Raw genomic sequence first — 14,750 nt, 5'->3', positions numbered from 1 at the left:
CGTGGGAATGCCTCTAGGGACGCTCTGCGTCCAGTGACGCGGAGCGTCACGGGCTGCATTCCCACGCGGAGCGTGGGAACGATCACCAGAAGCCGGGTTATCTTGCTTAGAACTGCCAGTTCAAGCTCAAGCCAACGCCATGCAGCTTTTCGCGATTGGCCAGTTGTCCGTTGTAATCAAGGTTGACCCGTACATCGCGGCTTAGCGCGAGGCTGGCCTGCACGCCAACCAGCGCGGCATCGCGCACCAACGCCGAGCTCTCTACCGAATACGGCGTGCCGCCGCTGGCAAAGCGCAAATGCTGTTCGGAGTCGATGTCGCTGAGGCTGTGCTGCCAGCCGAGGTGGCCGCTCACATCCAGTGATTGCCCGGGCGAAAGATTGAAGGTCTTGATCGCCCGCACGCCGAGGGTGCTCAGCACCGCGTCACGTTGATCGCCCGAGCTTTTCAGCGCGGCTGCGTCGCCTTTCTCGGTCAAGCCTTCAGTATCCAGATGCACGTAGGCGAGGTTGGCGAATGGTTCCAGCGCCAGTGGTTGCAGGTGCAAGCGATAAGCCGCCTCACCGAACACTTGCGTGGTTGCCGCGTCGACCTTGGCTTTCTGTTTGCCACTGACGTCGCCGTATTGCAGATCGCGTTTCACATCAGCGCGATGCCAGCTGTAGGCCGCTCCGGTGCTCAAACGCCATGCGCCGATTTCGTGACCGGCATAAGCACCGAGGTGGTAGCTGTCGACCTTGGCCGAGGAATGCGTGCCCGAGCCCATGCTCAGCGAACTGTCGCTGTAACCGGTAACCAGACCGATGCGGGTCTGCTCGTCCAGCGCGCCATCGACACCGGCCAGCAGACCGCCAATCGAAGTGTTGTAGCCCGCCGTATCACGGCTCGAATCGGTCGTGCCCCACGCCCCGAGAGCCTTGATCCAGCCGTTGCTTTGCGCTGCGTTGGTATCGTGCAGGCGCTCGCCCACCGCATCGCGCAACTGGCGGCTGTCGTTGATCAGCATCGAACTCAACGCCGGGTAGATTTCGCCGCTCAGTTGCTGGAAGGCTTGTTGCGCCGAAGCGGCTGTTGGCGAGAGCAACAGACTTTCATACACCGAGTTACCCGCGCCAAGGCCTTCGACGGCAACGGCGACCGAGCGCTGATTCGGCGTTTGCCCGACGCTGGCGAAGGTTGTGGCGTTACGTTCGACGCTCAGTTGAATAGCGTTGGCGGCGTAGTCGAGGCTGCCGCCGATAAACAGGTAATTCGGCAATACCGCGCCAAACTGCCCCTGAATGCCTCCGGCCGCTTGCAGGATGTCGTACTGGCGACCGAGCAGGCTTTGCGCTTCGGTGGTGCTGAGCAGCGTCGGGCTGTTTTCCAGCGACAGGCTGACCGTGGCACCGCTGATGTTGGCGGTGCCGCCGGCAACGATACGGTCGCTGCTGGTCGGCGACAGTTCAACGGCGTAGGTTGAGCCCGGGGCGAAGGTCACATCACCGGCCACGTTCAAGGTGCCGATGGAGTTACCCGGCGCCACGCGGCCACCGCTGTTGGCGAGCAGCGCGGCGATTCGCCCGGAACCGCCGAGCGTGCCGCTGTCGTTGACCGTCACGGCAGAAGTCAGCGAACCGTTGACCGTGAGCAAGCCGCCATTGACCGTGGTCGCACCGCGATAAGTGTTGGCGCCGCTGAGGATCAACTGCCCGCCGCCGGATTTGATCAGGCTGCCTTGATAAACCCGGCTCGCCGCCGCTGCATCACGGGCAGTGCCGACCACGTAGTCGGTCTGATCCTGCTGACTGGCGCCGGCAGCAACGCCGTTTTGCCAGCCCTTGTCTTGCAGGGTTTGCTGCCAGGCACTGTGCTCGGCGAGGTCTTCACTCTGCCGCTGAATCAGCGCCTTGTCGGAGATGTCATTGCTCCAGACATCGCGCTGCCCTGTCCCCAGGTTGGCATCAAACGCACCGAGCAACTGCCCCGGCCCGCGCATCGCCCGATTCAGATTGGCCACGCCCCAGCCGACCCGTTCGGTCGGCGCATCGGTGACCGAGCCATCCAGTTGCGTGGCGGTGGTCAGCAGTACTTCGAGGGCCTGCTGATTGTTCATGTACGGGTAGCGTTCCATCACCAGCGCCAGCGCGCCGGTCGCATGCGGCGCCGACATCGAGGTGCCGGATTTGATCGCGTAACCGCCACCGGGAATGGTGCTGTCGATCTTCGCCCCCGGCGTGGTGATGCACCAGTATTTGGCGAGGCCGCATTGGTTGTACTTCTGCTGATTGCTTTGATCGAGGCCCGACACGGCCAGCCAGTGACCTTCCAGATCCGGCTGAAAATACGGCAACGCCGAACGCACGCTGGCATTCGGATAGCCGCTGTTGCCGGCGCTGAACACGTTGATCACACCGCGTCGGGAGACATCCGCTGCAGCGTCGAGCCAGGTGCCCTTGTTCCAGTGCTGGGCGTAAGCAGCGTGCAGATCGGCCAGGGTGCGGTAGCTGACGTCCGGTGGCTGGCTGCCCCAGCTGTTGTTGATCGCACGGACGCCGGCATCGGCGAGGGCGTCATAAACGGCTTTGAAATAGCGCGGGTCGGGATTGGGGCCAAACAGGAAACTGTCGTTCTTGTTGGTGTTGCCGACGTAGATTTGCGCGTTGTACGCGACGCCGTGCATGCCGCTGCCATCGCGCGAGGCGCCCATGGTGCCGACCACGTGGGTGCCGTGGGAGTCGTTATTGGGATTGAGGGTGCCATTGACGTTGAACAGTGAGCCGTCGATGTAGCTGCCGCTGGCCGTGACCGGGTGATAACGGTCGCTGGCGAACTCCGGGTGGGCGGCATCGAAACCGGAGTCGAGGGCACCGATTTTCACGCCTTGGCCGGTGATGCCGGCGGCGTAGGCTTGCTCGGCCTGCATGCGGCTCAGGCCCCAGTCACGGAGGAATTCAGCGCTGCGCCAACTGGCGGGATCGCCGGGTTGGCCGCTTTCGAGGTATTGCGCCTGAGCCTGGGTCGCAGAAATCACAAGCAGCAGGGTGCCGACCGAAATCGGCTTGATGCGTACGTCCATGTTCACCACTCACTTTTATTGTTTTATGCCGGTTGTTTTGCGGTGTTGCCTGTTCCCCTCACCCCAGCCCTCTCCCCCAGGAGAGGGAGCTGACCGAGGTGTCTCTCGTCATACATCGACCTGAAAGACCGCGTCGATGCTGGATTCAGTGACGCTCATTCAGGTCGGTGTACTTCTAAAATATCCCCCGATCAGTCCCCTCTCCCTTTGGGAGAGGGTTAGGGTGAGGGCTGTTGAGCGACCACAAAAGCCTCATCCACCCGCGCCAGATCCTGCTCGTTCAAGGTCCCGGCGTAGTAATGCAACTTGGTCCAGGCCATCAGATAGTCGTACCGCGCCTGCGCCAGATCACGGCGCGTGGTGAACAGCTGCTGCTCGGCGTTCAACGCGTCGAGGTTGGTTCGCTCACCACCGAGAATGCTCTGCTTGGTTGACACCACCAGCGCTTCCGCCGAGCTCAATGCCTTCTGATAAGCCCGCAGTTTGCTCACCCCGGACAAACAGGCGCTGAACTGACGACGCAATTCGATCAGCGTCTCGCGCGTCTTGCCATCAAGCTCGTACTCAGCCTGTTCCATAGTGCGGCTGGCCTGACGCGTCGACGCCGAAACACCGCCACCGGCATACAACGGCACGCTGACTTCAAAACCGATGGTGTTGGTCTCGTAGCGCTGGTTGTAAGTGTTGCCGCTTTCCGATTCGTTCTGACGCATCGACGCATAAGCACTGACTTTCGGCAGATGCCCGGCGCGATTGCGCTCCACTTCATACCGCGCGACTTCCACGGCCTGACGTTGCGAGGCCAGATTCGGGTTATTGCTCACCGCCATTTCGTGCCAGGTGTCGTAATTGGCCGGCATCAGCGCGAAGGTCTGGAAGTTTTGACCCAGCGGCGCCAGATCGCCGATATCCACCGCCGGCACGCCAACCAGCGCACCCAGTTCCCGCAGCGCGGCATCCTGTTCGTTACGCGCCTCGATCTCCTCGGCGGTCGCCAGTTCATAGCGCGACTCGGCCTCAAGAATATCGGTACGCGTGCCCTCGCCTTGCTTGAACATGTGTTCGTTCTGCTGGAACTGCTGCTCGTAGGCCTTCTTCTTCGCCTGGGCGATGTCGATCTGGTCCTGCGCGAACAACGCCTTGGTGTAGTTATCCAGCACGCGGACCAACAATTCCTGGCTCTTGCCACGAAAGTTTTCGTCAGCAAACAGCGACTGCGCGACACCTTTGCGATACGCGGCATAAGCCTCGTAGTCGAGCAGCGGTTGTTGCAGGGTCAAGGCCGAGCCGTAACTGCTGTAGTTGCGGTCATCGGTACGATTACGCGCGCGCTCATCGAGAGAGGTAGCTTTCGACGAGTTGCGGCCCTTGTTGTAGGTGTAACCGATGCGCGGCAGCAGGCCGGCGCGGCCAATCGCACGGTTTTCCAGGCCGGCGTCACGCTCCTTGATCGCCCCGAGGAACACCGGGTCATTGCGCAACGCCTGTTCGTAGATCTCGAACGGCCCCATGGCCGCTACTGCTGAGTGACTCGCGAGCAGCATCATTGCCGCGCCGAGCAGGGAAAGCTTATTCATACAGCCGAACATCCTTATTCCTCGGTCAACGCGGAGCCGGCCCGGTCGAGCAGCGGTTTGAACAGATAGTTGAGGAGTGAACGTTCGCCGGTGCGCACGAACATTTCTGCCGGCATGCCGGGCTTGATCACCAGACCGTTGAGTTTTTCCATGGCTTGATCGCTGACGCTGCTGCGCAACACGTAATAAGGCACGCCGGTTTTCTCATCGACCATCTGGTCGGCGGAAATCAGGCTGACTTCACCCGGTACACGTGGGGTTTTACTCTGGTTGAACGCGGTAAACAGAATGTCCACGGGCAGATGCGCGCCAACCTTGTCGATCAGGTTGATCGGCAAGTGCCCTTCCACTTCCAGGGTGGTGCCTTGCGGAACGATCTCCAGCAACGTTTCGCCTTGGCGCACCACCGCGCCCTCGGTGTGCACGCCGAGGTTGACCGCGACGCCGTCGGAGGTGGCGATGATTTCGCTGTGTTGCAGGTCAAAACCGGCCGAAGTCAGTTGCTCCGACAGGGTCACGCTTTTCAGCTGCGCGTCGGCCAATTGCGTGCGAACTTCCTTCTGGTATTCCTCGGCGTGCTGTTGCAGCTTCAGCCGCGACTCAAGGATGCCCTGCTCGACCCGACCGCTTTCACCGGTGTTTTCTGCCAGTTGCTGCTGCACTTGCGACAGTTGCCGCTGGTATTCCATCAAGCGGTTGCGCGGGATGTAGCCGTTGTCGGCGAGCGGTTGCAGATTGCTCAACTGCTGTTGCAGCGAGTCGGCCTGAGCATTGAGGTCGGTACGCGCGCGACGCATGCCGGCCAGTTGCGCGGTGGCGCCTTCGATGCTTGCGCGCAGTCCGGCCTGCTCGCGGTAGTACGCCTCGCGACGGCTGCTGAACAGTTGTCGCTGGCCTTCCAGCACCAGTGCCAGACGCGGGTCCGGGTCATTGCTCAGTTCTGCCGGAAAGGTCACTTGCTTGAGGTTGTCACGCTCGGCCTGCCAGCGCGCGAGGCTGGCCCAGGCCATGCGGTATTGCGCTTGCAGCGACTGCACATCAGCAGCGACTTGCGTCTGATCGAGGCGGAACAGCGGCTGGCCCTGCTTCACGATTTCGCCTTCGCGCACCAGAATCCGGCTGACCACACCACTGCTCATCGACTGCACAGCTTTGCGTTTGCCCGAGACCACGACCGTGCCCTGCACCGGAATGCCTTGATCCAGCGGCGCCAGGGCCGCCCAGGTGAAGAAGCTGCCAGCGCCGACGATCGCCAGAATCCAGCCCATGCGCGCGAAGAACTTCGCGTCACGTTCCGGGCGTTCAGTGATGTAGGCGTGTTCCATGCTCGCTTCGTTTTCAGTGTTCATGCTTGCGCTGCTCATACACCCGAATTCCTTGTCGAGGGCTGATACTGACGGCTCATGCTGAGCCCGCCCGGTGCCTGTGCAGCTTTTTCCCGTTGTTGTTCCTGCTGGCCGGAAAGTGCCTTGAGCACGTCCTGACTTGGGCCAAACGCCTGCAAACGACCGTCATTGAGCACCAGCAGTTTGTCGGCCTGGGCCAGCACCGAAGAACGGTGCGTCACCAGCACCACCGTAGTGCCTTGGGCTTTAAGCGCAGCGATGGCGCTGGCCAATGCCGCTTCACCGACGGTGTCGAGGTTGGAGTTCGGTTCATCCAGCACCACCAGACTCGGCGTGCCATACATTGAACGCGCCAGGGCCACACGCTGCTTCTGGCCACCGGACAAACCACTGCCGTCCTCGCCCAGTTGCGTGTCGTAGCCTTGCGGCAGGCGCAGGATCATTTCGTGTACGCCGGCCTGTTGCGCGGCGGCGACGACTTTCTGCGGATCGGCCTCGCTGAAACGGGCGATGTTCTCAGCGATGCTGCCACTGAACAGTTCGATGTCTTGCGGCAGATAACCGATGTACGGGCCGAGCTGGTCGCGGTTCCAGCGATGAATATCGGCGCCATCGAGGCGCACGGTGCCGCCGAGGGTCGGCCAGACACCGACCAGCACGCGGGCCAGCGTCGACTTGCCGGAACCGGAAGCACCGAGCACGCCGAGCACTTCGCCGGCATTCAGATTGAAATTGACCATTTGCAGGGTCGCCGCGCGTTGCCCCGGTGGGCCGGCGCTGACTTGTTCGAAGGTAATCTGGCCTTTCGGCGCCGGCAGCGCCATGGCGTCGTCACTCGGCGGGAACGCTTGCAACAACGCATCGAGACGGCGGTAAGCCAGCTTCGCCCCGCTCCACTGCTTCCACACGGCAATCAACTGGTCGATCGGGCTGAGCACGCGGCCCATCAGGATCGAACCGGCGATCATCATCCCGGCGGTCATATCACCCTTGATCACCAGCAGCGCGCCCAGGCCCAACACCAGCGATTGCAGGCACAGGCGCAGGGTTTTGCTCAACGAACTGATCACCGCACCGGTGTCGCTGGCCTGATTTTGCAGGCCGAGAAACCGCGAGTGCACCTGAAACCAACGCTTGCGCAGCGAACCGAGCATGCCCATCGCCTGAATGGTTTCGGCGTTGTGCAAATGGCTGGTGGCCAACTGGCTGGACTTCTGCGAATAACCGGCGGCTTCGCCCAGCGGCTTTTTGGTCATGTATTCGTTCAGGCAGGCCAGGCCGATCAGCAGCAGAGCGCCCGCAGTAGCGAGCACGCCGAGCCAGACGTTGAACAGGTAAATCACAAACAGGTAGACCGGGAACCACGGCGCATCGAAAAACGCGAACAGCGCAGGCCCGGTGACAAATTGGCGAATGTGCGTCAGATCGCCCAGCGACTGCCCGGCATTGCCCTCGCCCTTGAACAGGTTGCGTTCGAACGCAGCTTGGTAAACCCGCAAGTTGAAGCGGCGCTCCAACTGGCTACCGATGCGAATCACGATAAAGCTGCGGATCACTTCCAGCATGCCGATGAAGGCAAAGAAGCCGACGACCATCAGCGACAGCATCGCCAAGGTCGTTTCGTTCTGCGACGACAGCACCCGGTCATAGACCTGGAGCATATAGATGGAGGGCACCAGCATCAGCACGTTAATCAGCGCGGTAAAGCAGCCGACGCTGATCAGGATACTTTTATAGTCACCCAAAGCCTTGAATAACGGAGCGGTGGCTGGGGCCTTCGCCATCTTCATTGATTCTTCCTGAAATGTCCGGTCTCGCCACACTTGGGCGAGGCTTCAATTAATGTTCCACTTACCTGCGAAAGATGACTTGCAAGTACCCGCTTACACTTTCATAACAACTTGCGCAATTAACAGCGGTGCAGTTGCCACTCGTGTTTCTTATAACCAACGGTTGGCGTTTTATATTAAAACCTTGTCGCAGTCTGGATCATCACAACTAGTGCGCCGCGCGTTCGAGGGTAATCACCAGGCCCGACTTCAAGGTAGTCAGATAAAGCCCATCACGTTGTCGGCTGAAGAACTGGATTCTTGAGCCTTCCTTGCCGGTGATGGACAGACCGTCCGGATCGGGAAACCAGCCGATCGGGGTTTGCTCAAGCCATGCACCGAGACAGTCGGCCCCTTTGCCCAAGGTCTGATTGGATTCAAGGTCGATCAGACAAGTATTCGAAGGCTTGTCCTGCTGCTTTTGCGCTTGTGGATCATCACCTCGGGTGGACAGCGTCGCTTGCCACTGCCCGACAAATACGGACGGTTCTTCGAGTCTGAGGCTGCTTGCCATGCTGGTTTCTCCTGAAATCATGATGAGCGCCGCCGAGAGCCACGCCGCTACCGTGTAGGTAAAAGCTTTACAGATCATAGGAATATTCGCTCCGGCGTGTAGCCTTGCTTACCTGCCAATACGATGCAAGCAAAGAAAGCGGCGCATCACACGCCGCTTTCCACTGCTACATCACGCCACGATGTCGCTGGTCGCTGCCTGGCCAACGGTGCTGACCTGGAAGTCCGCCACGCCGTGCCCGGAGAAGTCCACCGAGAGCAGGCTGTTGCCGCCCGACGACGTCAGGACTGCGTCACCGGCAGCACCGGTGAAGCTGCTGACGAAGTGCAGGCCTGCACCGTTGGTGATGCCGGTCAGGTCGATTTTGTCCAGACCGCTGACGAAATCGAGGATCTGATCGATCGCACCCGGCTTGGAATCGGAGCTGGCGGCGAACACAAAGGTGTCCGAACCGGCACCGCCCCACAGTTTGTCAGCACCACCGCCACCCCAGAGGATGTCGTTGCCGGCACCGCCCTTGAGTTCGTTGGCCACGCTGTTGCCGATCAACAGATCGTTGCCGGAACCGCCAATGGCGTTCTCGATGATTGCACCTTTGGCGATGGACACGTTGCCCACCAGGCCGCCAACGTCGGAGAACGAGGCGTCATTGAGGTTGATCTTCTGGTTCTGGGTGAAGCCAGAGAAGTCCAGAGTATCCTTGCCGCCCGCGTCCCACACCGAGAACACCACTTTGTCACTCGACGACGAAGCGCTGAGGAAATCGCGGCCAGTGTTGGAGTTGAAGCCGTAGGTGGTGTCACCGGTACGGGTGGTGGTGTTGGCACCGTAGAGTTTCTGGATGGCAGCGATATCGTCCATCAGCGGGCCGGACGAATACGCTTCGACACCGCCCTTGCTGAAGTTCTGACTGGTGTTGCTTTCGCTCCAGTAGCTCATGACGCTGTAGCCGCGGGTGTCTTGCCCGTAGGACGCGTCGTTGTAGGTCGGGTTGCCATTACCGGCGTTGTAGTCGCCAGGGTGAGCGAGACCCAGGCTGTGGCCGATTTCGTGAGTCAGGGTCTGACGACCGTAGTTGTTCAGGTCCGGATTCTTGTTCTGCGTGTAGCCACTGTTGATCAGGTACCACGAGGTGCCGTCATAACCGGCGCCGGTGCCTGGCAGATACGCGAACGCTGCAGCGCCATCCTGGCCACCGCTGTAGTTACCGAAGGTCATGTGGCCGTCACCGCCCGAGGCTTTCTCGGTGAAGGTCACGTTGGCCACGTCAGCCCAGGATTGCATGGCGAGCTTGGCCTGGGATTGTTGTTGCGCACTGAACTGACTGAACCCAGTGATCCCGTGCTTGTTCATCGTGCTGGACGATGCCGAGGTCAGGAACGTGTAGGTGAGTTCGATCTTGCCGCTGCCGTCCTTGTCCTGGTAGGCAGCGCCGTCGCGCAGCAACTGGGTTGCGGCCTGGTCGACGGAGAAGGAGGGTTTGCCATTGACCGTGAGGTTGCCGCCACGGTCGTACTGATGGCTGAAGCTATTGATCTGGTTGTACGCCGAGCTGAAGGCTGCCAGCTGGAAAGCCTGTTCGGCGGTATCAATAGCATTCGCTTTAACTTTCGACATAAACACACTTCCTTGTTTAGCAATGGAACAGTTTTTGTCCGATAGGACTCTCTCTGGCGAGATCGTCCTATCACTCGCCCAATGAAGGCGTAAGAAACCTGACACAATTTGAAATCTGCCGTAAAGGATTTTTTTGAGATCAAATCGGGCTGTTTCGTAAAACTGCCGTAAACAAAGCGTGCGGAGGTGAAAGAATGTTTTAGTTGCGCGGCCTTTGCCTAATTGTCTGACGATTTTCTATTTAAATATTAAATATGGGTAAGTTGTTTTTTGTTAGGCGCGTCTCACTTTCCTGCACTTTATTAGTGCGATGCCAGTGTATTGATATCAACCAGTTAAACGCTGAAAGACAATGTGTGAGCGAGCCTGCTCGCGAAGGCGTCGAGTCAGACAACATTGATGTTGAATGACCGGCCGCCTTCGCGAGCAGGCTCGCTCCCACAGAGATTTATGCATGCCTGGGTGATTAGCTACCAGTCCGGATCTTGTTCCACACCCGCGTGCGGATCCGGTCAATGTTCAACGGCATCGCCTCCAGCGCAAACAGCTTGCCCATCATCTCCGGACTCGGATACACCTTGGTGTCGTTCTTGATCGCCGGGTCGATCAGGCTGTCGGCCTGCTCGTTACCATTGGCGTAATGCACGTAATTGCTGATGCCGGCCATCACATCCGGGCGCAGCAGGTAATTCATGAACGCATAACCGGCCTTCTCGTCCGGGGCATCGGCGGGCATGGCGACCATGTCGAACCAGATGGCTGCGCCTTCCTTGGGAATGTTGTAGCCGATGTCGACACCGTTCTTGGCTTCCTTGGCGCGATTCTCGGCTTGCAGAATGTCGCCGGAGAAGCCGACCGCCACGCAAATGTCGCCGTTGGCCAGGTCGCTGGTGTATTTCGACGAGTGGAAGTAGCTGACGTACGGCCGCACTTTCATCAGCAGCGCTTCAGCTTTTTTATAGTCCTCGGGATTTTTGCTGTGGTGCGGCAGGCCCAGGTAGTTGAGCGCCGCCGGCAATAATTCCGGGCCGTTGTCGAGGATCGCTACGCCGCACTTCTGCAGCTTTTCCATGTATTCGGGCTTGAAGATCAGGTCCCAGGAGTCCACCGGCGCGTCGTCGCCGAGCACGGCTTTGACCTTGGCGATGTTGTAGCCGATGCCAGTGCTGCCCCACAGATAGGGAAAGCCGTGTTCGTTGTTCGGGTCGTTGGTCTGCAGCGCTTTGAGCAGCACCGGATTGAGGTTTTTCCAGTTGGGCAACTGGCTCTTGTCGAGTTTCTTCAGCGCCCCGCCCTGAATCTGCCGGGCCATGAAGTGGTTGGACGGAAACACCACGTCGTAACCCGATTTACCGGTCATCAACTTGCCGTCGAGGGTTTCGTTGCTGTCGTAGACGTCATAGGTGACACCCACGCCCGTCTCTTTCTCGAAGTTCTTGGTGGTGTCCGGCGCAATGTAGTCGGACCAGTTGTAAACCTTGACCGTTTCCGCTGCCTGAGCAAGGGAAACGGCGAGCATCAGCGGTGCCAGAGCGAGGGTCTTGCGGATCATGGATCGATTCCTGTGTGGGTTTTCTTTTTTGTTGGCAGGCAATCAAAGGATCAAAACAATCAGAAAATCAGCACGTAGCTCTTGCGCACGGTTTCCTGGATATCCCAGACACCGAGCGTGTTGGCCGGCAACATCAGTGCGTCGCCACCTTGTATGTGCAGGGTTTCGCCGCCACCGTCGGGGGTGAACGTGCAGCGCCCGGAAATGAAATGACAGAACTCCTGCGCGGTGATCTGCCGGCGCCAGCGCCCGGGCGTGCATTCCCAGACGCCGGTTTCAACGCCGTCGTCGCGCTCGACGCTGGTGGTCGAGGCAATCGCGATCGGCTCGCCGAGGGGCACGGCCACCGGGTTGGACTCATCGAGTTGCAGGGTTGCAGTGTTTTTAAACTGGGTAATGCTCATGGTCTGACCTGTCTTTTGGGCTTTCTTCAAGTAAATCGGCTTTAGTGCATGAAACCTTCCATGAAACCCGCGACCTGGCTGGCCAGTTTGCGCCGCCATGGCGCGGTCGCGGGGTTGGCCAGGGTCTGGTCTTCATGGACGAAGCTTTTGATGATGGCGTTGTAGCCAAGCCAGCGGCACGGCTCCGGCTCCCACGCACGCAGTGCATGAATGCCACCGTCGGGCAGCACCCACGGCTGCTGAGTCAACTCGGTGTCGCGCTCAAGAATCAAGTCCGCCAGGGTGCGCCCACCGAGATTGCTGGCGCCGACGCCCTCCCCGCCATAACCGCCGGACAGCGCGATGCCATTGGTGCGATCGCAAAGCATGTGCGGTTTGAAGTGCCGTGACATGCCGAGGTTGCCGCCCCAGGCGTGGGTGATCTGCACGTTTTTCAGTTGCGGGAACAGCACACCGAACAGATAGCGGCGCAATTCGACTTCATCGCGGGTCAGATCGAAGTTGTGGCGCAGCTTGCCGGCGAACTGATAACCACCGCGTGCGCCGAAGATCAGACGGTTGTCGGCACTGCGCTGACCGTAGGTGACTTGGCGGCTGAATTCGCTGAAGGCCTGGCCACGGCTGAGGCCGATTTCATCCCAGGTCGCGGCAGACAACGGCTCGGTGGCGACAATCAGGCTCTGCACCGGCAATTGATAGCGGCCCAGCGGCGGCAAGGTCACTGAATACCCTTCGACGGCCGGCACGATCCAGCGGCTGCGCACACTGGCCTTGGCGGTGCGCAAGCTGCCCGACTGCCAGTGCGTGACCGGGCTGTTTTCGTAGATCTTCACGCCCATGTTCTGCACGGTGCGCGCCAGACCGCGCACCAGTTTCGCCGGATGGATGGTCGCCACGTGTGGCGCGTAAATTCCGCCATAAGGCTTGGCGACGCGAATCTGCTGGGCGAGTTGTTCGGGGCTGAGCCAGCGGTAATCGTCGTCGGTCAGACCTTGGGCGTGCAGTTTGGCCAGATATTCACGCAGCGTGGCTTCCTGCTCTGGATAGCGCGCGGCGCAGTACAGCACGCCGCCCTTGCGGTAATCGCAGTCGATGCCTTCGCGCTCGAGAACGACTTCCACTTCATCGGGAATGCTGTGCAGCAGGTCGAAGGACGCGCGGCGCTGCTCGGGTGACAGCCCGGCCAGCAGACGATCCTCGCCAAGCAGGTTGCCCATCAGCCAGCCGCCATTACGCCCAGAAGCGCCAAATCCGGCGGTTTGCGCTTCGACAATCGCAATGTCGAGCCCCGGCGCAAGCTTCTTCAGGTAATACGCGGTCCACAGCCCGGTGTAACCGGCGCCGATGATCGCCACGTCGACGTCCAGATCTCGCTCAAGCTCGGGCCGCGCGGTCAGCGGCTCATCGAGTTGATCCATCCACAAACTGATAGTGCGCCACGCCGGCATGCAAGACTCCGCCACTGAAAACCTTCGATGGCGTCGATCCTAGTGGCTGTGCTCAGTTGATGTCTTGCGCGCGTGCCCGCAAAGAAATTTGTTTGGCGTAGGCCTTGGGCGACTGACCAGTGTGCTGGCGGAAACAGCTGTAAAACGCCGACAACGAATTGAAACCGGCAGCGAACGCCAATTCATCGATGCGCACCGGCGGCGTGGCGTTATCGAGCGAGCGCAACAGATGTTGCAGGCGCGCCTGATTGACGTAGCGGTAGAAACTTTGCCCGAGCACCTGGTTGAGCAGATAGGAAATCTGATTGCGGCTGTAGCCGCACTCCTTCGCCACCCGTTGCAGGTCGAGTTCGGGATCGAGGTACGGCTGCTGCTTTTCGAAATACTGCTGCAGGTCTTCAGCCATGAAACTCAACTGGCGCGGCGACAGGCCCAGGCGACTGACCGCCGGGCGCTGGCTTGAAGAGGTTGGGCCATGAGTTTGCGTGCGCACCAACGAAGCGTATTCGTTGACGCGCCAGATCAGCCCGTCCTTGACCGTGATCGCTTCGCTTGAGCGAAACGACACCAGCCCGTCGCCGCCGCGCAAGGTCACTTCGTATTGAATGAACGCGGTATTGCCGTCGACGCGAATGCGGTCGCAATGCTCCAGCAGTTCGTCGGATTCGCGCGGCATGCTGACCCGCACGTACTCGCGCAATTCGTCGAGGCCGAGCACGCGATTCTGGAAGAAATCGTTGTACTGGATGTCCGGGTGATACAACGCCATGACGCTGTCGAGGTCGCGGTGTTTCCAGCTCAGGTGATAGCGCATGACCGTGGCCGCCGTGGCCTGGGTCTGTTCTGGGCCGTCGTCGTCGGCGTGCATAAGGGGCTCGGCGCAAAAGAATCGAGCTTGCCGAAGTTCGGCGCGGGCTTCAATGACTAATCCGTAGTGGCCATTTGGCGATGATTGCGTAGGCCATGACTTACATCAAAAAATGCGAAGCAATCGCAAAATGAACTGAAAAATCTCACAGGAATTTCACATCCGGATGCTACTTTTAATGTCAGTCACCGGTTGAGCCAATGAAGGCTCTTCCCACCTAACATGAGCAAACGGAAGCGCTCGATGAAGAAGGCGGGCAACACATGAATAAAGGGTCAAGCAAAGTCACGTTCCCCAATGCATGCCAGCTGATGCGCTGGCATTTTCATCCCATGGGTTTCGAGGCAACGATGGACGCGCCGGGCAGCATGATCGCCCGTCTGTTTGATCGCGCCAGTGGCGAAACCATGATCGCCATCGCCGGTATCCCGTGCGCGACGGTGATGAATGCAGCGGATGTCGAACGAATTATCGAGGCTGTGGAGGACGAGCTTGAAGCTTTCGTACCTCCGGAGTCTTTCAGGAGTTACGCATAAG

The 14,750-nt window shown here is 59.8% G+C and carries 11 protein-coding genes; 1 reads left to right on the top strand and 10 read right to left on the bottom strand.

Translation table 11 applies throughout. The features are described from left to right. Positions 1-106 precede the first annotated feature (106 nt). From eprS to AC5SEM_RS10415, 10 genes are all read right to left on the bottom strand, one after another. Positions 107-3,058: an autotransporter serine peptidase EprS gene (eprS, locus tag AC5SEM_RS10460; protein ID WP_495472881.1), complete on the bottom strand. Its 2,952-nt coding sequence runs from the start codon at positions 3,056-3,058 to the stop codon at positions 107-109. A gap of 218 nt (positions 3,059-3,276) precedes the next feature. Continuing rightward, a complete protein-coding gene (locus tag AC5SEM_RS10455) occupies positions 3,277-4,647 on the bottom strand; it encodes a TolC family outer membrane protein (RefSeq protein WP_077572993.1) in 1,371 nt (456 codons plus the stop codon). A 2-nt stretch (positions 4,648-4,649) separates the two neighbouring features. Further along, on the bottom strand, positions 4,650-5,999 hold the full coding sequence (locus tag AC5SEM_RS10450; protein ID WP_495472880.1) for an HlyD family type I secretion periplasmic adaptor subunit: 1,350 nt from the start codon (positions 5,997-5,999) through the stop codon (positions 4,650-4,652). After that, the gene (locus tag AC5SEM_RS10445) at positions 5,996-7,771 is read right to left on the bottom strand and encodes a type I secretion system permease/ATPase (RefSeq protein ID WP_495472879.1); all 1,776 of its coding nucleotides are present in this window, start codon (positions 7,769-7,771) and stop codon (positions 5,996-5,998) included. The genes AC5SEM_RS10450 and AC5SEM_RS10445 overlap by 4 nt, the downstream gene beginning before the upstream one ends. A gap of 208 nt (positions 7,772-7,979) precedes the next feature. Next, positions 7,980-8,402, bottom strand: a complete 423-nt coding sequence (locus AC5SEM_RS10440; RefSeq protein WP_176091731.1) for an AprI/Inh family metalloprotease inhibitor — start codon at positions 8,400-8,402, stop codon at positions 7,980-7,982. A gap of 93 nt (positions 8,403-8,495) precedes the next feature. Continuing rightward, positions 8,496-9,941, bottom strand: a complete 1,446-nt coding sequence (locus tag AC5SEM_RS10435) for a serralysin family metalloprotease (RefSeq protein ID WP_077572996.1) — start codon at positions 9,939-9,941, stop codon at positions 8,496-8,498. A gap of 466 nt (positions 9,942-10,407) precedes the next feature. Continuing rightward, positions 10,408-11,493 (bottom strand): polyamine ABC transporter substrate-binding protein, encoded by a 1,086-nt coding sequence (locus tag AC5SEM_RS10430; protein ID WP_077572997.1) that lies wholly within the window; start codon positions 11,491-11,493, stop codon positions 10,408-10,410. Between the two features lie 59 nt (positions 11,494-11,552). After that, the gene (locus tag AC5SEM_RS10425; RefSeq protein ID WP_077572998.1) at positions 11,553-11,897 is read right to left on the bottom strand and encodes a cupin domain-containing protein; all 345 of its coding nucleotides are present in this window, start codon (positions 11,895-11,897) and stop codon (positions 11,553-11,555) included. 41 nt (positions 11,898-11,938) lie between these two features. Then, entirely contained in the window at positions 11,939-13,345 is a 1,407-nt protein-coding gene (locus AC5SEM_RS10420; RefSeq protein WP_495472878.1) for an NAD(P)/FAD-dependent oxidoreductase, read from the bottom strand. Between the two features lie 52 nt (positions 13,346-13,397). Further along, the gene (locus AC5SEM_RS10415) at positions 13,398-14,213 is read right to left on the bottom strand and encodes a helix-turn-helix domain-containing protein (protein ID WP_123594683.1); all 816 of its coding nucleotides are present in this window, start codon (positions 14,211-14,213) and stop codon (positions 13,398-13,400) included. A 263-nt stretch (positions 14,214-14,476) separates the two neighbouring features. Here AC5SEM_RS10415 and AC5SEM_RS10410 point away from each other — a divergent pair, with 263 nt between their 5' ends. Next, positions 14,477-14,749: a DUF1652 domain-containing protein gene (locus AC5SEM_RS10410; RefSeq protein ID WP_016983056.1), complete on the top strand. Its 273-nt coding sequence runs from the start codon at positions 14,477-14,479 to the stop codon at positions 14,747-14,749. The last annotated feature ends 1 nt before the right edge of the window (position 14,750 follow it).

It is taken from the genome of Pseudomonas sp. CH61, assembly GCF_059429415.1.
This window is presented reverse-complemented; position numbering and strand designations above follow the sequence as displayed.

What these genes read in the sequence shown, in the direction of transcription:
- AC5SEM_RS10430 (WP_077572997.1), bottom strand. Translation starts at nt 11,493, where the DNA reads ATGATCCGCAAGACCCTCGCTCTGGCACCGCTGATGCTCGCCGTTTCC.
- eprS (WP_495472881.1), bottom strand. Translation starts at nt 3,058, where the DNA reads ATGGACGTACGCATCAAGCCGATTTCGGTCGGCACCCTGCTGCTTGTG.
- AC5SEM_RS10445 (WP_495472879.1), bottom strand. Translation starts at nt 7,771, where the DNA reads ATGAAGATGGCGAAGGCCCCAGCCACCGCTCCGTTATTCAAGGCTTTG.
- AC5SEM_RS10420 (WP_495472878.1), bottom strand. Translation starts at nt 13,345, where the DNA reads ATGCCGGCGTGGCGCACTATCAGTTTGTGGATGGATCAACTCGATGAG.
- AC5SEM_RS10440 (WP_176091731.1), bottom strand. Translation starts at nt 8,402, where the DNA reads ATGATCTGTAAAGCTTTTACCTACACGGTAGCGGCGTGGCTCTCGGCG.
- AC5SEM_RS10415 (WP_123594683.1), bottom strand. Translation starts at nt 14,213, where the DNA reads ATGCACGCCGACGACGACGGCCCAGAACAGACCCAGGCCACGGCGGCC.
- AC5SEM_RS10450 (WP_495472880.1), bottom strand. Translation starts at nt 5,999, where the DNA reads ATGAGCAGCGCAAGCATGAACACTGAAAACGAAGCGAGCATGGAACAC.
- AC5SEM_RS10435 (WP_077572996.1), bottom strand. Translation starts at nt 9,941, where the DNA reads ATGTCGAAAGTTAAAGCGAATGCTATTGATACCGCCGAACAGGCTTTC.
- AC5SEM_RS10455 (WP_077572993.1), bottom strand. Translation starts at nt 4,647, where the DNA reads ATGTTCGGCTGTATGAATAAGCTTTCCCTGCTCGGCGCGGCAATGATG.
- AC5SEM_RS10410 (WP_016983056.1), top strand. Translation starts at nt 14,477, where the DNA reads ATGAATAAAGGGTCAAGCAAAGTCACGTTCCCCAATGCATGCCAGCTG.
- AC5SEM_RS10425 (WP_077572998.1), bottom strand. Translation starts at nt 11,897, where the DNA reads ATGAGCATTACCCAGTTTAAAAACACTGCAACCCTGCAACTCGATGAG.